Source organism: Ruminococcus bovis, assembly GCF_005601135.1.
Taxonomy (GTDB): Bacteria; Bacillota; Clostridia; order Oscillospirales; family Acutalibacteraceae; genus Ruminococcoides; species Ruminococcoides bovis.
The window spans coordinates 1,520,642-1,543,307 of record NZ_CP039381.1; the positions used below are offsets into that span (position 1 = coordinate 1,520,642).

General features: G+C 35.2%; 16 protein-coding genes. 11 read left to right on the plus strand and 5 right to left on the minus strand.

Annotated elements, in window-relative coordinates; translation table 11 throughout:
* Window positions 1-163 precede the first annotated feature (163 nt).
* From E5Z56_RS07255 to E5Z56_RS11695, 10 genes are all read left to right on the plus strand, one after another.
* Window positions 164-664, plus strand: coding sequence for a hypothetical protein (locus E5Z56_RS07255; protein WP_138157216.1), 501 nt, complete (start codon window positions 164-166; stop codon window positions 662-664).
* 1,091 nt (window positions 665-1,755) lie between these two features.
* Complete coding sequence (locus E5Z56_RS07260; protein WP_175405412.1) at window positions 1,756-2,328, plus strand: helix-turn-helix domain-containing protein; 573 nt, start codon at window positions 1,756-1,758, stop codon at window positions 2,326-2,328.
* 2 nt (window positions 2,329-2,330) lie between these two features.
* Window positions 2,331-2,693 carry an integrase core domain-containing protein gene (locus tag E5Z56_RS07265; RefSeq protein WP_232842498.1) on the plus strand — a complete coding sequence of 121 codons (363 nt, stop codon included), beginning with the start codon at window positions 2,331-2,333 and terminating at the stop codon, window positions 2,691-2,693.
* 207 nt (window positions 2,694-2,900) lie between these two features.
* Window positions 2,901-4,646, plus strand: a complete 1,746-nt coding sequence (gene aspS, locus E5Z56_RS07270; protein WP_138157969.1) for an aspartate--tRNA ligase — start codon at window positions 2,901-2,903, stop codon at window positions 4,644-4,646.
* Between the two features lie 16 nt (window positions 4,647-4,662).
* Window positions 4,663-4,941 (plus strand): Asp-tRNA(Asn)/Glu-tRNA(Gln) amidotransferase subunit GatC, encoded by a 279-nt coding sequence (gatC, locus tag E5Z56_RS07275; RefSeq protein ID WP_022504784.1) that lies wholly within the window; start codon window positions 4,663-4,665, stop codon window positions 4,939-4,941.
* A 15-nt stretch (window positions 4,942-4,956) separates the two neighbouring features.
* The gene (gene gatA, locus E5Z56_RS07280) at window positions 4,957-6,414 is read left to right on the plus strand and encodes an Asp-tRNA(Asn)/Glu-tRNA(Gln) amidotransferase subunit GatA (RefSeq protein ID WP_138157218.1); all 1,458 of its coding nucleotides are present in this window, start codon (window positions 4,957-4,959) and stop codon (window positions 6,412-6,414) included.
* Window positions 6,411-7,823: an Asp-tRNA(Asn)/Glu-tRNA(Gln) amidotransferase subunit GatB gene (gene gatB, locus E5Z56_RS07285; RefSeq protein ID WP_138157219.1), complete on the plus strand. Its 1,413-nt coding sequence runs from the start codon at window positions 6,411-6,413 to the stop codon at window positions 7,821-7,823. Before gatA ends, gatB begins: the two co-directional genes overlap by 4 nt.
* Window positions 7,824-7,838: 15 nt before the next feature.
* Entirely contained in the window at window positions 7,839-8,351 is a 513-nt protein-coding gene (locus E5Z56_RS07290) for a hypothetical protein (protein ID WP_138157220.1), read from the plus strand.
* 230 nt (window positions 8,352-8,581) lie between these two features.
* Window positions 8,582-9,871: a leucine-rich repeat protein gene (locus E5Z56_RS07295; RefSeq protein WP_138157221.1), complete on the plus strand. Its 1,290-nt coding sequence runs from the start codon at window positions 8,582-8,584 to the stop codon at window positions 9,869-9,871.
* Between the two features lie 108 nt (window positions 9,872-9,979).
* A complete protein-coding gene (locus E5Z56_RS11695) occupies window positions 9,980-10,123 on the plus strand; it encodes a hypothetical protein (protein ID WP_175405413.1) in 144 nt (47 codons plus the stop codon).
* A 1,005-nt stretch (window positions 10,124-11,128) separates the two neighbouring features.
* Here E5Z56_RS11695 and E5Z56_RS07300 read toward each other — a convergent pair.
* The 5 genes from E5Z56_RS07300 to E5Z56_RS07320 all read right to left on the minus strand — a co-directional run bounded on the left by E5Z56_RS07300 (window position 11,129) and on the right by E5Z56_RS07320 (window position 19,928).
* The gene (locus tag E5Z56_RS07300; RefSeq protein WP_138157222.1) at window positions 11,129-12,310 is read right to left on the minus strand and encodes an LL-diaminopimelate aminotransferase; all 1,182 of its coding nucleotides are present in this window, start codon (window positions 12,308-12,310) and stop codon (window positions 11,129-11,131) included.
* A gap of 101 nt (window positions 12,311-12,411) precedes the next feature.
* A complete protein-coding gene (locus tag E5Z56_RS07305; protein WP_269801946.1) occupies window positions 12,412-14,019 on the minus strand; it encodes a CTP synthase in 1,608 nt (535 codons plus the stop codon).
* Between the two features lie 150 nt (window positions 14,020-14,169).
* A complete protein-coding gene (gene carB / locus E5Z56_RS07310; RefSeq protein WP_138157223.1) occupies window positions 14,170-18,225 on the minus strand; it encodes a carbamoyl-phosphate synthase large subunit in 4,056 nt (1,351 codons plus the stop codon).
* Between the two features lie 41 nt (window positions 18,226-18,266).
* Window positions 18,267-19,337: a carbamoyl phosphate synthase small subunit gene (locus E5Z56_RS07315; RefSeq protein ID WP_138157224.1), complete on the minus strand. Its 1,071-nt coding sequence runs from the start codon at window positions 19,335-19,337 to the stop codon at window positions 18,267-18,269.
* 24 nt (window positions 19,338-19,361) lie between these two features.
* Complete coding sequence (locus tag E5Z56_RS07320) at window positions 19,362-19,928, minus strand: ANTAR domain-containing response regulator (RefSeq protein WP_175405414.1); 567 nt, start codon at window positions 19,926-19,928, stop codon at window positions 19,362-19,364.
* Between the two features lie 597 nt (window positions 19,929-20,525).
* Between E5Z56_RS07320 and E5Z56_RS07325 the strand changes: the two genes are divergently transcribed.
* A complete protein-coding gene (locus tag E5Z56_RS07325) occupies window positions 20,526-22,613 on the plus strand; it encodes a glutamine synthetase III family protein (RefSeq protein WP_138157226.1) in 2,088 nt (695 codons plus the stop codon).
* The last annotated feature ends 53 nt before the right edge of the window (window positions 22,614-22,666 follow it).

Consider the following 22,666-nt stretch of genomic DNA (forward strand, 5'->3'; position numbering starts at 1 on the left):
GTCCTCGATTTTTTTATTTTAATTTCTATTTATAATAATTACTCAGTTGTATATATAGTGTATTTTATGATTTGTTAAGCAAAAATTGACAAAATAGTCTGATGATGATATAGTAATAGTTGTAAAGTGAAAAGAAATAATTGTAAATTAGGGGATAAGTAGAATGAATCAAAGGGTACAAGAATTTATTAATCAACAGAAAATACAAGCCGAATATAATAAGAATATGGAAAAAGCAAAAGTTTTGAATGACTTGGGACTTTATGATAAAGAATATTCAGAAAATCCTGCTTGGAGCGAAAAATATCCGGAATATGAATATGATCAAGTAACTCATCAAGGTAAATATTTTAGAAAAATTCCTATTTCCGTTACTGATGAGGAATATGCTGAGATTTTGAAGTATAGCAACATTGCTATTAACCAAGATGAAAATAACGGCACAAAGTCAGGCAGTAACTCTATTGCAACTGTATTCACAGTAATTGCAGTAATTATTTTTATTGCAGGTTTCTTTGTGGGTCTTTTCTTAGGTGAAGAAATCGGATATAAATTTTCAATTGGTGTTGCATCAATTTGTTGGGGATCTAGTTTCCTTAGTGGTATGCTTATGCTTGGCTTCGCTGAAATTATCAAACTACTTAATGCTATAAAAAATAAATAATTTATTTTTATTGGTGTTTCAATCTTTTGTTGAAACACCTTTTTATATTTTCATTTTGTTTATGAGTTAAGATGAATCAGTAGTATAAATTTGGGTTTGTGGGGATGTTTATGTAGTGTGGGTTAATTAGATAGTAACCGATTAATTAATCTAATTAATAGCTTTTTCCCTCCTTCAGTCATTCTTTAAAAAGTGAATTGCTCTGCAATTCACGAATGACAGCTTCCTCGTCTGAGGAAGCCAAACACAATATGTACAAATTTGTAAGTTTGTACACAAAGAAGAAATTATACAGACCTTGTTGCCTCCCTCGCTGAGGGAGGTGGCTTTGCGTATGCAAAGACGGAAGGAGTGGTTGGAATTGTAAATTCATTTACAATTCCATATTATCTGAAACTTTCCTTTATCTTTAACTATAAAATATAATAAATATTATGAGTTACACGGTAGGGGCGAACATTGTTCGCCCGTTTAATAGTAAAATGTTTTATGTAACTTAGTCCTATGTAGAAACTAAAAATTATAACTTACCATATAGGGCAAAGTACCTATATAAAGGCTAGTTTGTAACGGGACATCAATGATGTCCCCTACACCTGTTAGTCACACTTTAACAATGGTATAAGGTATGATAATTTTGCAAATTTTTCTTTATACTAAACTAAATTTATAACAAATTCACCTTTATCCACAATCAAAATTAAAAAGACAAACCCTAATTTATGAAACTAACCTTAACCCACAATAAGAATTGAAAAATTCTAATTTATCAAATAAAAATAAGTACAAAATAATTGCAAATCTTATAGTATGAATATTTATTTAATAACTAATATTGATTATTTAATACTATGGATTATCATAACATAAATATTAAAAAAGATTAGTAATTATCGAAAAAACCTCTGTATATAAGCCTTTTTATATGTTATAATGAGTTTGTAAAATAACGTAAACGAAATAGTAAAAATATTCTATTTTGTATGTGCTAAAATGATATGACCCAATAAAAAAGAGGAGTAACTTCAAAATATGGTATAATGGAATCGCTAAAAAAACATTAACCTAAGAAAGAAGTACTCCTCATGAATATGATAACACAAGAAGCAAAGAAAAAGCAAGCCATAGTAAAATACGCACTAAGAAAAGGAAAAAGCAAAGCAAGTAGAGTGTACGGTGTAAGTCTTTCAAGCGTAAAGAGATGGTGTAACCAATATGACGGTACCTGGCAATCGCTATTGCCTAAATCACACAGACCACATAGTCATCCTAACAGGCACACAAAAAGAGAAGAAAGACAAATTAGAAATTCTTTCAAAAAGTGCTATGAAAGATATGGATGGGATGGAGTATACAGTGATTTAAAGAGAAAAGGATATACAAGAAGCTACTCAGGAATGATATATGCAGCTAAAAGAATGGGCTTAGTAAAATATAAAAAGACCAAGAAAAAGAGCCGTAAGCATAGAAGATATCCGGAACTGTTAATACCTGGAGAAAAGGTGCAGATAGATGTAAAAGAAGTGCCATATAATTGCTTAAGAGGTAAGGCTTTAAGGGACGGAAAGCATTTTTATCAATGGACTGCAATAGATGAATGTACAAGGATGAGATTTGTATATGGGTTTGAAGAACATACACGGAAAACTCAACCAAATTTTTGAAAATGTTATTGAAAGAATTTCCGTTTAAAATACAGACTATTCAAACAGATAACGGAAGAGAGTTCACATATAAATATCAGAGCAGTGAAGTGAAAAGTCCTTTTGAAATAGAATTAAACAAACTAGGTATAAATCATAAATTAATACCACCACGAACACCTTGGCACAACGGAAAGGTAGAAAGAAGTCATAGAAACGACCAAAGATATTTCTATGAATGGGAAACATTCAGAAATATTGAAGAATTAAACACAAAATTAAAAGGACATTTGGAATGGAGTAATAACAAAACAATGAGAACACTTGATTACAAGAGTCCAATGCAGTTATTGAGTGAAAAGTTAGAATTGAAATCCATTCATTAATTAATATTCATAATCAAAAGTCAGTAAAACAAGCGAAATATTAAATCGTATTTTATTTTTACCCTAAAATGGGTCATATCTATTTACAACACAGAAACGAAATAGTAAAAATATTCTATTTAATATTGAAAGATACTGTTGTCTATGTTATAATATTTCATTATGGGTCATAGTATGCCCAAAACATTTCTGGAAAGGAAAGTAGAAATGGTTAGAGAAAATATTTATCGCACAGTTACTTGTGGCGAATTAAGAGAAAGTAATATAGGAGATACTGTCCGTGTAGCAGGTTGGGTAGAAAATATCCGTGACCACGGTGGTGTTATGTTCCTTGATATTCGTGATCACTACGGTGTTCTTCAGGTTGTTGTTCACAATGACGAAATCCTAAAAGATATTAACAGAGAATGTACTGTTACTCTTTCAGGTAAAGTAGTTAAGAGAGATGAAGACACAATCAATAAGAAGATTGCAACAGGTTATGTTGAAGTACACACAGAGGACATTAAGGTTCTTGGTAAGTGTAAGAATAACCTACCTTTTGAAGTTATGACTTCAACAAATACTTCTGAAGATGTAAGACTAAAGTACAGATTCCTAGACCTTAGAAACCCTAAGGTTCATAACAACATTGTACTAAGAAGTCAGATTATCAGCTACCTAAGAAGTAAAATGAATGATATGGGATTTTTGGAAATGCAAACTCCAATCCTTTCAACATCTTCACCGGAAGGTGCAAGAGACTACCTAATCCCATCAAGAAAGCACAAGGGTAAGTTCTATGCTCTACCTCAAGCTCCACAGATTTTTAAGCAGTTACTAATGGTTTCAGGTTTTGATAAATACTTCCAGATTGCACCTTGCTTTAGAGATGAAGATGCAAGAGCAGACCGTTCTCCGGGTGAATTCTATCAGCTAGACTTTGAAATGGCTTTTGCTACTCAGGAAGATGTTTTTGCAGTTGCTGAAGAAGTTCTTTATGATACATTTAAGAAGTTCAGCGATAAGGAAGTTAGCAAACCACCATTTAAGAGAATTCCATATAAGGAATCAATGCTAAAATATGGTTCAGATAAGCCTGACCTAAGAAACCCACTACTTATTGTAGAAATTTCTGATATGTTTGAAGAAACTGATTTTGCTCCATTCCGTAAAAAGACAGTTCGTTCTATCAATGTTCCTGACTGTGCAAAGCAGAGCAAAAAGTGGTTCAAGAGAATGGAAGAATTTGCTCTTTCAATCGGTATGAAGGGTCTGGGCTATGTAAAGGTTAATGATGATTTAACATTTGACGGTCCTATTGATAAGTTCCTAAAGCCCGGTGACAGAGAAGAACTAATTAAGAGAAACGGTAGTAAAGCAGGAGATGTTATTTACTTTATTGCCGATACTCCTGATCAAGCTCCTGTTCTTGCAGGTCAGATTCGTACAGAAGTTGCAAACAGACTGGACTTAATCGACAAGAGTAAGTTTGAAATGTGCTTTATTGTTGACTTCCCAATGTTTGAATATGACGAAAACGGTCACCTAGCATTTACTCATAACCCATTCTCAATGCCACAGGGTGGTATGGATGCACTACAGAATCAAGACCCAACAGAAATTCTTGCATATCAGTATGATATTGTTTGTAACGGTGTTGAACTTTCTTCCGGTGCAGTTCGTAACCATGACCTAGATATTATGGTTAAGGCATTTGATATGGCAGGTTACAGCGAAGATGATCTAAAGTCAAAGTTCAGCTCACTATACAATGCATTCCAGTACGGTGCTCCACCACATGCGGGTATGGCACCGGGTGTTGACAGAATGATTATGCTACTTACAGAGGAAGAAAATATCCGTGAAGTTATTGCATTCCCTATGAATAGTAATGCTCAGGACTTACTACTTGGTAGTCCGGGTGAAGTTACTGAACAACAGTTAAGAGAAGTTCATATTAAGTTAAGATAAATTAGAGGGTGACAAGATGATTACCAGAGAAGATGTAGAAAACATTGCTCTACTTTCAAAGCTATTTGTTCCTGAGGAAGAAATGGACAGCCTTACAGAGTCAATGCAAGAGATTGTTTCTTTTGCAGATACAATCAACAATGCTGATACTGAGGGTGTAGAGTTTGACAATATTAATAACCTTTCCAATGTTTTTCGTGAAGATGTGGTAAAGCCATCTTTGCCAACAGAGGAAATTCTAAAGAATGCTCCTGAACAAGGGGAAGACCACTTCCTTGTAAGAAATCACGCTTAAGTTTTGGAGGAAAATATGGGATATATTGAAAAGATACAGTCTATGCTCCAAAACGGAGAGATTAGCTGTGTTGAACTTACAGAAAAGTATTTAAAAGCTATTGAGGAGGCTAACGGTGAACTTAACGCTTATGTTACAGTTACACCGGAAGTTGCCCTTGAACAAGCAAAACAAGTTGATGAAAAAATCAAGAGAGGTGAAAAGCTACTTCCTCTTGAGGGTGTCCCAATGACACTAAAGGATAACATTTCTACAAATGGTATCGAAACAACTTGTTGCAGTAAGATTTTAAAAGGCTATAAGCCAATTTATGATGCAAAAGTTTGGGCAATCCTAAAGAAGAACAATGCAATCCTACTTGGTAAAACAAATATGGATGAATTTGCTATGGGTTCTTCTTGCGAAACTTCTTGCTTTGGTGGTGCAACAAACCCATTTAATACCGACCATGTAGCCGGTGGTTCATCAGGTGGTGTTGCATCAGCAGTTGGTGGTGATATTGCTGTCTTTGGTTTAGGTTCAGATACAGGTGGTAGTATTCGTCAGCCTGCATCATTCTGTGGTATTGTTGGTCTAAAGCCAACATATGGTGCAGTTTCAAGATATGGTCTTGTTGCTTATGCAAGTAGCCTTGACCAGATTGGACCTATCACAAAAACAGTAGAAGATGCATCTCTTGTTTATGATGTTATTTCTGAATATGATGAGAACGACTCTACTTGTGAAGGCAGACAAGGTGAACCAACTTATGATACTCTTAACAATGATATTAAGGGTATGAAGATTGGTATTGCCAGAGAATACCTAGAGGGTGTTCGTGAAGATGTTAAAGAAGCTGTGCTAGAGGCTGCTAGGAAGTATGAAGAAATGGGTGCAGAAATTGTTTACTTTGATTTACCTGCACTAAAGTTTGCACTTCCTGTTTATTATATTCTGGCTTGTGCTGAAGCATCTTCAAACTTAGGCAGATATGATGGTATCCGTTATGGCTACAAGACAGAACATTATGAAGGCATCCATGATATGATTTGCAAAACCAGAAGTGAAGGTTTTGGTGAAGAAGTTAAGAGAAGAATTCTGCTTGGTACTTATGTACTTTCTGCCGGTTATTATGATGCTTATTACAAGAAAGCTCAGAACCTAAGAGGTACTATCATTAAGGCTTTTGATGATGCATTTAAGAATGTTGATGTTATTCTTGCACCAACAGTTCCTATGACTGCATTTAAGTCAGGAGAGGCTACTTCTGATCCTGTTGAAACATACCTAACAGATATTTGTACAGTACCTATCAATATTGCAGGTCTGCCATCAGTTTCTGTTCCTTGTGGTTTCAACAAAAACGGTATGCCAATCGGTATGCAGATTATCGGCGACAAATTTAAGGAAGGCAAAATCCTTAATGTTGCATATAAATATGAACAGGCTTGTCCTGAAAACTTTAAAGATACAAAGTGGGGTGTTAAGCTATGAAATATGAATTAGTAGCAGGTTTTGAAACCCACATTGAACTTGCAACAGATACTAAGATTTTCTGTTCTTGTTCAACTGCTTTTGGTGGTGCTCCTAATAGCCATTGTTGTCCTGTTTGTATTGGACTTCCGGGTACACTTCCTAAGCTAAACAAAAAGGTTGTTGAATATGGTATCAAGGCTGGTCTTGCTACACATGGTAAGATTGCTAACATTTCAAAAATGGATAGAAAGAATTATTGCTATCCTGACCTTTCAAAAGCATATCAGATTAGTCAGCTATATGCTCCACTAACTATTGGTGGTTATGTTGAACTTTCAAGTGGTAAGAAAATCAGACTTCATCACATTCATATTGAAGAAGATGCCGGTAAACTTATCCATAGCCATGGTGACACATATGTTGACTATAACCGTGGTGGCGTTCCACTAATCGAAATTGTTTCTGAACCGGACATTCGTTATATTGATGAAGCAAGAGAATATGTAGAAAAGCTACAGCAGGTTATGCGTTACATTGGCATTTCTGACTGTCGTATGCAGGAAGGTTCAATGCGTTGTGATGTTAACATTTCTGTTAGACCTGAGGGTAGCGAAAAGCTGGGTACTCGTACAGAAATCAAGAATATGAACTCTATCAGCAACATTATGAAAGCTATGGAGTATGAATATGAAAGACAAGTTGACCTAATTGAAAACGGTGGTAAGGTAGTACAGGAAACATTAAGATATGATGATGCTACTAACACAACATCTTCTATGAGAAGTAAGGAAGATGCTCATGACTACCGTTACTTTAGAGATCCTGACCTTGTTACAATCTGTGTTACAGATGAAGAAGTTGAAGAAATCAAGAGTACACTTCCTGAATTACCAACAGAAAAGTACAAGAGATATGTGAGTGAATATGGTGTTCCTGAAAAGGATGCTCAACTTCTAACTAAATATAGAAATATTTCTGAATATTTTGACAAAGCTATTACTGACCTTAAAAAGCCAAAGACTGCAAGTAACTTTATTATCGGTCAGATGTTCCGTATTCTACAGACAGAAGAGGACAAAGAAGCATTTGATGTTAAGACTACACCTGAACAACTTAACGAACTATGTAAGTTAATTGAGGGTGGTAAGGTACAGAACAACCTTGCTAAGTCAACACTGGATAAGATGCTTGAAAGTGGTAAGCCTTGTACTGAATATATCAGTGAAGAAGATATGGCAGGTCTTGACGATAGCTTTGTTGATGACCTTTGTCGTCAGGCTATTGAGGCAAATCCTAAGGCTGTTGAACAGTATAAACAGGGTAAAGAAAAGGCAATTATGGCTTGTATGGGTTATGTAATGAAGAACAGTAAGGGCAAAGCAAATGCTCAGGATGTTCTTGAAAAGATCAAGTCAATGATTAGCTGATTCTAGGTGATATTAATGAAAAAAATATTGTCACTTTTTGCTTTGGTACTATGTGTAGTAGTTGTATTTTGTGGTTGTGACAGCAAGGACAGTACAAGTTCCGGCAGTAATAACAGTAGTAAGATTGTAACTACAACAACATTGCCTAGCAAAAAATCTTTGTCAGCTGATGAGTTTAAGTCAGCACTTGAAAATGTTTCTTCTCTTAATTTTAAGATGGAAATTGTGACTGATGAGAATAAGCTGAAAATCTTCCCTTATGATGGCTTAAAGTCAGCAGTAAAGGTAAATGTAAACAATAGCGATGTTGCTATTTATTATGTTTTTGATACTGATAAAAATGCCAAAAAGGTTATTGAAGATGCCCGTTCAATGAACTACTCAAAGTTTGACGAAGAAAAAGGTAGTAACTACGATAAATTGTGGCAGAATTCAGCAGTTGTAGAACAAGTGGATAATACTTTACTTACAATTGCAGATACTGACCAAAATGTTACAAGCCAAATTATTAACGCAACTAAATATTGATTTTAAGTTTAAGCCTTCCTATTTAGGAAGGCTTTTTCCTTTACTTATAATATTTTTAATAATTTTTGGAAATTGTGTAACCTTTTTAATACTTAAAAAGTGTTATATATAGAAGAGCATAATGGGTGTTTAATAAAAAAGAAAGGATGATGGAAAGGAAATACTACTACCGTTTTGTAGTGTTGCAAATAGAATACCCTAAAAATATAAATAAGAAAGGAAGATGACTTATGAAAAAAATGATAAGTATTATTTTATCAGTATTGATGATGGTTAGTGCATTTTATGTTGCTACAGTATCGGCAGATACAACCAATGAAAAATCAGGTAATTCACTAAATTGTAAGTGGTCATTTAATGATAAGAATGGTACACTGACAATATCAGGCAATGGTAAAATGGCTGATTATAGTTACGATGTTGATGACCCTGATGGTTATGATGATTATGATGATGTTTTTAAGGTTACACCTAATACACCATGGAAGAATTATGTAACTAAAATCAAGACTGTTGTAGTAGAAAATGGTGTGAAGAATATAGGCAACCTTGCTTTTATGAACTGTACAAACTTAGCTACTGTGAAAATAGCCGGTAGTGTATCATCAGTAGGTTTCCTTTCATTTGCAAATTGCAGAAAGCTAACTAACATTTCATTACCAAAGAATTTAACATCTATTCAAAGTTTTGCTTTTATGAATTGTAAAATACTTTCTAAAGTTACAATTCCTAATAGCAATGTAAAAATGAATATTGACAGTAATGTATTCTTTGGTTGCTCAAGCTTAAAGAGCTTCTATATTCCTAAGCAAGTTTACAGAATCGGTGATGGTGCTTTTAGTTGTCCTAACTTAACTAAGATTACTGTTGACAAGAATAACAAGTACTTTGTTTCTGTTAATGATGTGCTATATAAAGCCGGTAAGAAGTACCTTATTCAATATGCTCCCGGTAAAAAGAATACAAGATTTATAATTCCATCAACAGTAAATAGGATGGATGTTGCATCATTTATGTATTGTAAAAATCTAAAGTCAGTTACATTGTCAAAGTCAATAAAGTGGATTGAACAAAACAATTTTGCTTATTGTACGAACCTTGAAACTATTGTAATTCCAAAAAGTGTTACTGTTGTTTCATCTGAGTCATTCTATAAGTGTAACAAGCTGAGAGTTGTCTTTTATGATGGTTCTAAGAAGCAATGGGCTAAGATAGATAAATCTACTGAAATTAACTTATTAAAGGCTACAGTAGCTTATAACAGTGCAAAATCAGCAGTAGTATTAAATTCTAAGTCACTTACAGTTAAGAAAGGCAAAACTGTTCAGCTTAAGGGTTATGTTTACTATAGAAATGGCAAAGTTAGTAAGAGCGTAAAGTACAAAACTTCTAATTTAAAGATTGCTACAGTTAATAGTAAGGGAAAGGTAATCGGAAAGAAAAAAGGTACTTGCTATGTTACAGTTAGTGCAAAGAGTAATAGCAAGGTCTATACAAAGTGTAAAGTTGTAGTAAAATAAATCCACTTGTAAATTAAAATTATTTATGTTATAACTAAATAGAGGAGAGGCAACCACCTATTTTTAGGTGGTTGCAGTTTATATACAACATTTATAAAGGAGATTGCTATGACAAAATTCGATGATTTTTTAAATGAACAGTTGAATGATGAAGAAGTAAAGAAAGAATACGATGCATTAGATGAAGAATTTAAAAAAGTTCAAGAAGAAATTGATAGTAGAAAACAGTCAAAATCTCATTCTAATAATTAATGAAGAAAATTGTAATTTAAATTTATTAAGTGATGATTTAGATTTAATATAGGTAATATTTTAATTAGATATAGTAGGCTATGCTTTAATTAAATATTGTTAGTAATATTTTAACTACAGTCATCATTATTATCTATTAAAAATTATAAAAGGCAAGGTCTGTCCTTGCCTTTTTTGATGTATGTTGGAGTAGTTGTGTTGCAATTAGAGTTTTTAATTTTGATTGTGCTAAGTTGAAAATACTTTAACAAATTAGGGTTTGTCTTTTTAGTTTGGAATGTGGGTAAAGGTAAATTTGTTTTAAATTTAATTGGGTATAAAGAAAAATTTATAGTGAGAATATGCACATAAAATCATATTAAACTTTGACTCACAGGTGTAGGGTCCAACACTGTTGGACCGAGCAAATCAGCCTCTTTATTGGCATATTGCCCTATGTAGCAAGTGATAATTTTTAGTTTCTACATAGGACTAAGTTACATAAAACATTTTACTATTAAACGGGCGAACAGTGTTCGCCCCTACGACTGTAAGCCAAAATATGATATAAAATATGGTACAGTTTATGCTACAAAATAATGTTGTATTATGAATTGTGCAACCACATAGTTTACACTTTTCATATTTAATTATCCCCACAAACCCAAATTTATACTACTGATTTATCTTAACCCACAATCAAAATTGAAAAGATAAGTTTATTAAATTAACCTTTACCCACAGACAAAATTGAAAAAACCAAATTTGTTGAAGTGATTTATTTTAACCCACAATCAAAATTAAAAATCCAAAATTTGTAGTACTAAAGTATGGATTAGAACAGATAAATAATTAGTCACAAAACAAATAAATAGGGAAGAGAACAAGAAAAGCCACCCATAATGGGTGGCTTAAATCATTAAAAAACTGTTGTAAAAATTCAGATATATAATTGTAAAGAACAAATATATTTATTCTTGCTATGTTTTTACTTCAAAAATCACATCATAAGTAGGAAAAATAAAATTACTTAGATAGTAGTTCCTTAATTCTTCTAACTGCTTCGATAGTGTTTTCTCTATCACCAAATGAAGTTAGACGGAAGTAACCTTCACCGTTCTTACCAAAGCCTTCACCAGGTGTACCAACAACATTAGCATTTTCAAGTAGGTAATCAAAGAATTCCCAGCTACCCATACCGTTAGGACATTTTAGCCAAATGTAAGGTGAGTTTTTACCACCTGTGTAGTAAATGCCTAGTTCGTCCATTGCTGAAGCGATAATCTTTGCATTTTCCTGATAGTAGCTAATGTTTTCCTTAAATTCTTTCTGACCTTCTTCAGAAAGAACTGCAGCAGCTGCACACTGTACAGGCCATGAAACACCATTAAACTTAGTAGCTTCTCTTCTGTACCATAGCTTGTAAATGTTCTTGCCATCTCTTTCAAGTTCCTTAGGAATGATTGTGTAACCACAACGAGTACCTGTGAAACCGGCAGTCTTTGATAGTGAGCAAAGTTCAATAGCACAAGTTCTTGCACCTTCAACTGCAAAGATACTTCTTGGAGAGTCATCTGTGATAAATGCTTCATATGCTGCATCAAAGATAATAATTGCATCATTCTTGTTAGCATAGTCAACCCAAGTCTTTAGCTGGTCATATGAGTAAGCTGAACCTGTTGGGTTGTTAGGAGAGCAAAGGTAGATAATGTCAGCCTTTACATCTTCGTTAGGCATAGCACAGAAACCATTAGATTCGTTAGAATCAGCATAGATAATTTTTCTACCGGCCATAATGTTACTGTCAACATATACAGGGTATACAGGATCTGTTACAAGAACTGTATTGTCCTTATCGAAAATATCACCAATGTTACCTGAGTCAGACTTTGCACCATCTGTAATAAGAATTTCTGATGGGTCAACCTTTACACCAAATGTGTTGTAGTAGTCAGAAACAGCTTTTCTTACAAATTCATAACCTTCATAGTCAGGATAACCCTTGAAAGTTTCCTTGTTGCCTAGGTCGTCAGCACCTTTCTTAAGTGCTTCAACTGCAATCTTAGGTAGTGGTAGTGTAACATCACCGATACCTAGCTTAATAACCTTTTTGTCAGGGTTAGCACTACAATATTCATTAACTCTCTTTGCAATTTCAGCAAAAAGATAGTTAGGAACTAGATTGTCAAAATTTCTATTTACCTTCATTTTCTTCTGCTCCTTGATTAAAATTCATTTCTATGTTTAAGTGTAGTTAGCATATACTAACTACACTTATTTTATCATTTATATATAATTTGTCAAGTTAATTATTCACCAAGAGAAGCCTTGATAAATTCTCTAAATACAGGGTGAGCATTAGTTGGTCTTGACTTAAATTCAGGATGATACTGAACTGCAACAAAGAACTTGTTAGCTGGGATTTCTACAGCTTCTACAAGTAGTCCGTTAGGGGATGTACCTGAGATAACCATACCGGCCTTTTCAAATGCATCTCTAAATTCATTGTTGAATTCATAACGATGACGATGTCTTTCAGCAACTTCAGGCTTACCGTAACACTTGTCAAGCATTGAACCTGGCTTAACCTTACAAGGATAAGCACCAAGACGCATTGTACCACCCTTAGTAACAACACCCATCTGTTCTTCCATAATGTCAATAACCTTGTGTTTGCTTTCAGGAGCAAATTCACCTGAGTTTGCATCTTCAAAGCCAAGTACATTTCTTGCAAATTCCATAACTGCAACTTGCATACCTAGGCAGATACCAAGGTAAGGAATGTTGTTCTTACGAGCATATTCTGCTGCTTTAATCTTACCTTCAACACCACGCTGACCAAAGCCACCCGGTACTAGGATACCGTCAACATCACCTAGTAGGTCATTTACTGTGTATTCTGTAATAAGTTCTGTATCAACCCACTTGATTTCTACAAAAGCCTTGTTTTCATAACCGGCATGACGAAGTGCTTCTGCTACTGATAGATAAGCGTCATGTAGCTGAACATACTTACCACATAGTGCAATTTTAACTGTCTTTTCTCTGGCATCAATGCGTTCAAGCATATCGTGCCATTCTTTCATATCGCCTTTTTCAGCCTTAATATTAAGTTCTCTACAAACAACATCACAGAAGTTAGCTTTTTCTAGCATTAGTGGAGCTTTGTATAGAACAGGGATTGTGATATTTTCAATAACGCAATCAGGCTGAACATTACAGAACATAGCAATCTTCTTGAAGATTGACTGTTCTAGAGGTTTGTCACATCTTAGAACAATAATATCAGGGTTAATACCTAATGCTCTTAGTTCCTTAACAGAGTGCTGAGTTGGCTTACTCTTGTGTTCTTCACTACCTGCAATGTAAGGTACAAGACAAACATGAATGAAGATACTGTTTTCTCTGCCAACTTCAAGGCTAACCTGACGAATAGCTTCTAGGAATGGCTGAGATTCAATATCACCAACTGTACCACCGATTTCAGTGATAACAACATCAGCATCAGTATTCTTACCAACCTGATAAATAAAGTGCTTAATTTCGTTTGTAATGTGAGGGATAACCTGTACTGTTTCGCCTAGGTAGTCGCCTCTTCTTTCTTTTTCAAGAACATTTGAATATACCTTACCTGTTGTAAGGTTAGAAAACTTGTTAAGGTTTTCATCAATAAATCTTTCGTAGTGACCAAGGTCTAGGTCAGTTTCTGCACCATCTTCTGTAACATAAACTTCACCATGCTGATATGGACTCATTGTACCCGGATCAACATTAATGTATGGGTCAAGCTTTTGTGCTGCAACCTTAAGACCTCTTGATTTTAACAGACGACCCAGTGACGCTGCTGTAATACCCTTACCTAAACCTGATACAACACCACCAGTAACAAATATATACTTTGTTGGCATCTTGCTCATTTTTTTCCTCCTGAATAATCCTTATTAATTGGGAATTTTCATTTTTTATGTAATAGTTTTTTAAAATTAGTCAAAAAATAAATTTCTGTAAAAAAACGAAAATGCCATTGCCGGTAAAATACCGACAATGACTATTTTCTTAAATTTTAATTAGACTTCAACAGTACCTTCAAATACCCTTTCAGCTTCACCTGTCATATATACTGTTTCATCAGTATAGTTAATTACAAGGTCGCCACCTTTTAGTTTAACAGTAATGTCGTCACCCTTGTTACAGAAGCCGTTTTCACAAGCTGCAACTGCAGCAGCACAAGCACCTGTACCACAAGCCCAAGTTTCACCTGAACCTCTTTCCCAAACTCTCATTTTGATTGTATGGTCATCAAGAACTTTTACAAATTCTGTATTTACTCTTTCAGGGAAGAGCTTATCATTTTCAAACTTAGGACCGATTTCATCCAGTTCAAGGTTATCAATGTCACCCTTAATAAATACTACACAGTGAGGGTTACCCATTGATACACAAGTAATGTTGTATTCCTCGCCATCAATAGTATATGGTTCGTTAACAATTTTATCCTTATCCATTTTTGCCGGGATTTCCTTAGGGTCAAGGATAGCTTTACCCATATCAACTCTTAGTGACTTAACTTCGCCATCAAGTGTATAAGCCTTTAGGTGCTTAATACCTGAAAGAGTTTCAATGTCTAGCTTATCTTTCTTCTTAATATCAACCATACCATGGTCATATAGGAACTTACCAACACAACGGATACCGTTACCACACATTTTACCCTCTGAACCGTCAAGGTTGAAAATTCTCATTTTAGCATCGGCTTTGTCACTAGGACAAACTAGGATAATACCGTCACCACCAATACCAAAGTGTCTGTCAGAAAGTCTTACTGATAGAGCTTCAGGATTGTCAATTCTCTGGTCAAATGTACTAAAGTAAATGTAGTCATTACCTGTACCATGCATCTTAGTGAAGTTTAATTTCATCTTTTCATCCCTCATATCGTTAATGTCAACCAATTCTGTGCTTATCTGGCTGTACTTACTCTTTAGGCAATCTGCAAGTGCATTAGCAGTATCGATGGATGTTAGGCAAGGAATGTTTCTTTCAACAGTTTTTCTTCTGATTTTAACAGAATCTCTTTCAGGCTGTCTGCCCTTAGCTGATGTTGAAATTACATACTGAATCTTGCCACTTTCAATAAGTGTTAGTGTGTTGTCTCTCTTATCTTCGTGAATCTTCTTAACTGTAATTGCGTTAACACCGTATTCGTGAAGATAGTTAGCAGTACCTTCTGTAGCATAAATTTTAAAGCCTAGGTCTGCATACTTCTTAGCAACATCACCGATTTCACACTTATCGCTATTTCTAACGGTGATAAATACACCACCACCACGCTTCATCTTGTAACCTGCACCGATAAGACCCTTGTATAGAGCTTCTTCAAGTGTACTTGCAATACCAAGAACTTCACCGGTTGACTTCATTTCAGGACCAAGGTGGTTATCAACATTAATTAGTTTTTCAAATGAGAATACAGGAACTTTAACTGCAACATAAGGACTCTTCTTGTATAGACCTGTACCGTAACCCATATCCTTTAGCTTTTCGCCAAACATAGCTCTTGTAGCAAGGTCAACCATTGGAACACCGGTAACCTTACTGATGTAAGGAATTGTTCTTGATGAACGAGGGTTAACTTCAATAACATTTAGTTCGCCCTTATAAATTAGGTACTGAATATTTACAAGACCCTTAGTCTGTAGTGAAAGTGCTAGGTTTCTAGATGCATTAACAATTGTTTCTGTCATTTCATCAGAAATGTTCCATGCAGGATAAACAGCAATTGAGTCACCTGAGTGAACACCGGCTCTTTCAACATGTTCCATAATACCGGGAATAAGAATGTCATCACCATCACAGATTGCATCTACTTCAAGTTCTGTACCCATCATATACTTATCAATAAGCACAGGGTTCTCTATATTTTGTGCAAGGATGATAGCCATATATTCCTTAACATCTGCCTCATTAAAGGCAATAATCATATTTTGACCACCTAAAACATAAGATGGACGAAGAAGAACAGGATAGCCAATCTTTTCAGCAGTTTCAAGTGCTTCTTCACAGTTCATAACTGTAAAGCCCTTTGGACGGCTAATGTGGTGTTCTTCAAGTAATTCATCAAATCTTTCTCTGTCTTCAGCCATATCAATAGCATCAGCTGATGTACCAAGAATTCTAATTCCATGGTCAGAAAGATATTTTGTAAGTTTAATAGCTGTTTGACCACCAAAGGCAACAACTGCACCAATAGGCTTTTCTGTTTTAATGATACCCATTACATCTTCATTTGTAAGTGGTTCAAAGTAAAGTCTGTCAGCAGTATCAAAGTCAGTAGAAACTGTTTCAGGGTTGTTGTTAACAATAACAACATCATAACCGGCTTTCTTTAGTGACCATACGCAGTGAACTGAAGAATAGTCAAATTCGATACCTTGACCGATTCTGATAGGACCTGAACCGAATACCATAACAGTTTCTTTGTCAGAACCTTTTTCTTTAATAAATTCTTCAGCTTCATTTTCTTCATCAAATGTACTGTAGAAGTAAGGTGTTTCAGCATCAAATTCAGCAGCACAAGTATCAACCATTTTGTAAACAGGTGTAGCAGAATACTTACATTCTTCACCTGTAAATGCTTCGATAGTTCTATCTAGGAAACCAAGTTTCTTAGCCTTAAAGTAAGTAGCCTCATCAAGGTTGCCTTCTTTAAGAGTTTTTTCCATATCAACAAGGATAAGTAGCTTGTTTAAGAACCATTCGTCAATTAAAGTGATTTCGTGAATCTTGTCAACAGAAACACCTCTCTTAAGTGCTTCAAATACACAGAAAATTCTCTGGTCATCACAAACTGAAAGTCTGTCAACAACATTTTCATCACTCATCTTAGCAAACTTCTTATCGTCAAGTGTATCGTGAGAAATTTCAGCACCACGAACTGCCTTCATAATAGCATGTTCAAATGTTGGTGCAATAGCCATAACTTCACCGGTAGCCTTCATCTGTGTACCAAGAGTTCTCTTAGCATAAACAAACTTATCAAATGGCCACTTAGGGAACTTAACAACTACATAGTCAAGTGCAGGTTCAAAACAAGCATATGTAGAACCTGTAACTGCATTCTTGATTTCACCAAGTGTGTAACCAATAGCAATTTTAGCAGCAACCTTGGCAATAGGATAACCTGTAGCCTTAGAAGCTAGTGCTGATGAACGAGAAACTCTAGGGTTTACTTCGATAACAGCATATTCAAAACTTTCAGGGTTTAGAGCAAACTGACAGTTACAACCACCCTCAACACCAAGAGCCTGAATAATATTTAGAGATGCTGAACGAAGCATCTGATATTCTTTATCTGCAAGTGTTACTGCAGGAGCAATAACAATAGAGTCACCTGTATGTACACCAACAGGATCAAAGTTTTCCATTGAACAAACTGTAATTACATTACCGTCTGAGTCACGGATAACTTCAAATTCGATTTCTTTCCAACCGGCAATACACTTTTCAACAAGAACCTGTGTAATAGGGGAAAGCTCTAGACCGTTTGAAGTGATTTCTCTTAGTTCTTCTTCATTATCAACGATACCACCACCGGTACCACCAAGAGTAAATGCAGGACGGATAATTACAGGGTAGCCGATTTCGTTGGCGAAATCAACTGCTGACTCAACATCATTAACAACAAGGGAAGGGATAACCGGTTGGCCGATAGCCTCCATTGTATCCTTAAACATCTGTCTGTCTTCAGCCTTATCAATAGTTTCAGGGTTAGCACCAAGTAGCTGAACACCGTTCTTTTCTAGGAAACCTTCCTTTGCAAGTTGCATAGAAAGTGTAAGACCTGTCTGACCACCTAGAGTGGAGATAAGGCCGTCCGGCTTTTCTTTTTCAATAATTCTCTTAACAACCGGAAGAGTAAGTGGTTCAATATAAACCTTATCTGCCATAGCGTTGTCAGTCATAATAGTAGCAGGGTTTGAGTTTACAAGAATAACCTCAAGACCTTCTTCTTTCAAAGCACGACAAGCCTGAGTACCGGCATAGTCGAATTCAGCAGCCTGACCAATAACGATAGGACCTGAACCAATTACCATAACTCTCTTTAAATTTGGTTTAATAGGCATTTATATGCATCCTTTCATATATATTAAAGGGAAAAATAAACTTAATCCATCATACTAACAAACTTATCAAATAGAAATGCTGTATCCTGTGGACCACCACAAGCTTCTGGGTGGAACTGAACAGTAAATACCGGCATATCATTATAAGTGATACCTTCACAAGTACCATCATTACCGTTTACAAAGCTAACCTTTGCATTTTCAGGAATGCTATCGTTAACTACTGCATAACCATGGTTCTGGCTGGTGATATAAATTCTACCGGTTTCAGTATCTTTAGCAGGTTGGTTAGCACCTCTGTGACCATAGTGTAGCTTTTCTGTTGTTGCACCCTGAGAAAGTGCAAGTAGCTGATGACCAAGACAGATACCGAATGTAGGAATCTTGTGTTCACATAATTTCTTTAGTTCAGCAATGATTTCAGTATTTTCTGTTGGGTCTCCTGGACCGTTACTTAGCATAATACCGTCAGGATTCATAGCAACAATCTGTTCACAAGTTGTACTTGCAGGAACAACTGTAACATCACAACCACGCTTTACTAATTCTCTTCTGATGTTATCCTTTGCACCAAAGTCCATAAGAACAACATTCTTCTTGTGTGTTTCACTTTCAAAAAGTTCTTCTTTGTCAGTTGTAACACTCTTAACTGCATCAGTAACTTTATAAGACTTTAGTTCTTCAATATCCTTGTCTAGGTTATCAAGGCTATAAGTTAATTTGCAGTTCATAACACCGTATTCACGAACAATTCGTGTTAGGCATCTTGTGTCTATATCGTAAAGACCCGGAACATCTGAGTCTTTTAAAAAGGTGTCAAGTACGCCCTCGCAACGAAAATTGGAAGGTTCCTGACACCAGTTTCTAACAATATAAGCCTTTAAGGCCGGTTTTTTACTTTCAAAATCGGAAGGAATAACCCCATAGTTACCAATAAGAGGGAATGTCTGAATAACCACCTGACCAAAATAACTAGGGTCGGTGAGTGTTTCAAGATAACCTGTCATAGCTGTTGTAAAAACAAGTTCCCCTGTAGTTTCCTTTTTTGCTCCAAAGGATTTACCTTCAAAAACTTTTCCGTTTTCAAGGATTAGATATGCCTTTGACTCCATTAAAATTACATTCCTTTCATAAAGTTAGTTTTCATATGTCTTTAGAACTCTAAGAGCAACATCATACTTACTTTTACGCAAGTTCATTGCTTGTTTCTCAAGATAATGGTGTGCCTGACTTTCTGTCATACGCAAGTTTTGCATAAGAAGAATTTTTGCACGATTCACAAGTTTCATGGTTTCAACCTGTGTCTTTAACTTTGTATTTTCTTTGACTACTCTGTTCATTCTCTCCTTAAAACATTCAGAGAATAACAGATAATGGTGAAAAAGATGTTTGCTAATAGGTTTGGATATTACCATAATACCCTTTGATGTCATCATCTGAGCAACATCATTTGAGCTTTTTGAAGGTACAATAACAAGAATACTTGCTATTGTGGTTTTGCTACAACTAATTGCAAATTCCAGTCCTGTTTCATTCTCCAAAGGAGTGTTAATAAGGATTAGGTCAAAATCATCATTTTCGATAAAGTCTTTTGCAATTTCGGAAGATTCAGCACTTACTACAGAGCCAAAGCCTTCTTCCTTTAATAGAGCTGTCAAAGCTTGGGTGTTGTTTAGTTTGGACACTACTATTGCCTTTTTCACATAAATCACTCACTATATTCTATACTATATTCTTAGTAAAGATATTGCATATAAGAATTATAACAAATTTTTTCTTCTAAAGAAAGACAAAAAACGAAAATTTTCTAAAAAAATCAACATTTTTTTCGCCTATATATAATGTATAGGGAGAATAGGTTGTTTTTTGTGATTTTAATTGCCTAAAATTATCCGAAAAAATCATATGAAAGGTATGTAAAGTCAGCTTCACACCGTTTTTCTATAAAAATATCTTTGTTTACAGAAAAATCTACGCAATAATTTACTGCTATTATTATATAGTGAATTTTCTATATTCGTCAAGGTAAAATTGCAACTTTTCTCTTATTATCCGTCTTTTAAGTGTGTTTTTATATATCTTTTTACGTTTTGTACAAGTATTTTGCAAGAAAATATAAAAATCTTGCAAATTCTTATAAATTAAAATAAATTCTCAAAATTCTATTGACAATGTCTGTGTATAGGGCTATAATGTGAACAACGAAACAGCAAAGGCGCTGCAGATTAAGTAAACTCTTTATCTGCTGCGCCATTTTTGTTTTTAGTAAAAATTTATATTAGGATAGGAGATTACTCACAATGGTAAATGTTCCAGAAATTTTCGGTAGTATGGTATTTAATGATGCTACAATGAAAGAAAGACTTCCAAAGGCTACATACAAAGCTTTAAAGAAGACAATTGATCTTGGTGAACCACTTGATATTTCAGTTGCCAATGTTGTTGCTAATGCAATGAAGGATTGGGCAGTTGAAAAAGGTTGTACTCACTACACTCACTGGTTCCAGCCAATGACAGGTGTTACAGCAGAAAAGCATGATAGCTTTATTGATCCTGCAGGTGACGGTACAGCTATTATGGAATTTGGTGGTAAGGAATTAGTAAAAGGCGAACCTGATGCTTCTTCATTCCCAAGTGGTGGTATCAGAGCTACTTTTGAAGCAAGAGGTTACACAGCATGGGACCCTACTTCACCAGCATTTATCAGAGATACTACATTATATATTCCTACTGCTTTCTGTTCTTACACAGGTGAAGCACTTGATAAGAAAACTCCACTACTTCGTTCAATGGAAGTTCTTTCAAATGCAGCTTGCAGAACACTAAAGTTATTCGGTAAAGATGTTAAGAAGGTTACATCAACAGTTGGTCCTGAACAGGAATACTTCCTAGTTGATAAAGAATACTTTGACCAGAGAAAAGACCTTATCTTTACAGGTAGAACACTATTTGGTGCAGCTGCTCCAAAGGGTCAGGAACTTGACGACCACTACTTTGGTGCTTTAAAGACTAGAGTTAAGGACTTTATGGCAGACCTTGATGTTGAACTTTGGAAACTTGGTATTACATCAAAGACAAGACATAACGAAGTTGCTCCTGCTCAGCACGAAGTTGCTCCAATCTTTGGTACAACAAATATTGCTACTGACCACAACCAGTTAGTAATGGAAACACTTAAGAAAACTGCTGAAAAGCATGGTATGGTTTGCTTACTTCACGAAAAGCCATTTGCAGGTGTTAACGGTTCAGGTAAGCACAACAACTGGTCAATGTGTACAAATGAAGGTGAAAACCTAATTAGCCCTGGTAAGAACCCAATTAACAATACACAGTTCCTATTTATTCTAGCAGCTATTATGAAGGGTGTTGACGAATATGCAGACCTTCTAAGAATTTCAGTTGCTTCTGCCGGTAATGACCACAGACTAGGTGCTAACGAAGCTCCTCCTGCTATCGTTTCAATGTTCCTAGGTGACGAACTTGAAGCAGTTGTTAAGTCTATCGTTGAAGACAAGGATTATGCAACTCCTGGTAAAGTTCCAATGCACCTTGGTGTTGATGTTCTTCCTGAATTTAAGAAGGATACAACAGATAGAAACAGAACATCACCTTTCGCATTTACAGGTAACCGTTTTGAATTTAGAATGTTAGGTTCAGCTGTTAACATTGCTTGTCCAAACATTATGATTAATACAATTATGGCTGAAGAACTAAATCAGTTCTGTGACGAAATCGAAAAGGCTGATAACAAGGATAAGGCTATTAAAGAACTTATCAAAAAGACATTTACAGAACATCAGAGAATTATCTTTAATGGTGACGGTTATTCTGATGAATGGCCTGTTGAAGCTGAAAAGAGAGGCCTACCAAACTACCGTTCACTACCTGAAGCTCTTGCTCACTTTGATGATCAGAAGAACATTGACCTATTCGTTAAGAACAATGTTCATGATGAAGTTGAAATCAAGGCTAGAAAGGTAATCACTCTTGAAGAATATGCAAAGACAATTAACATTGAAGCATTAACAATGCTAGAAATGGCAAAACAGGATATTCTACCTGCAGTATCATCTTATGTTAAGGAACTAACAGATACAGCTCTTGCTAAGAAGGCTCTATCAGATGCAATTCCTACTTCTGTTGAAGAAGACCTAGTAACTACTCTATCTAATGACCTAGTATCATTCGTAGAAAAGATTGATACTCTATCAGAAGATGTGGTTAAGGGTAACGACATTGAAGATGCTCAGGAAAAGGCTAACTACTATCATGATGTTGTATTTGCAGCAATGAATGAACTAAGAGCAGTTAGTGATGAAATGGAAACAATTACATCATCTGACTACTGGCCATATCCAACATATGATGAACTTCTATTTGGTGTTTGATAACACAATATATAACATTTATTAACATTCAATTTAACATTTAAAGATTTTTA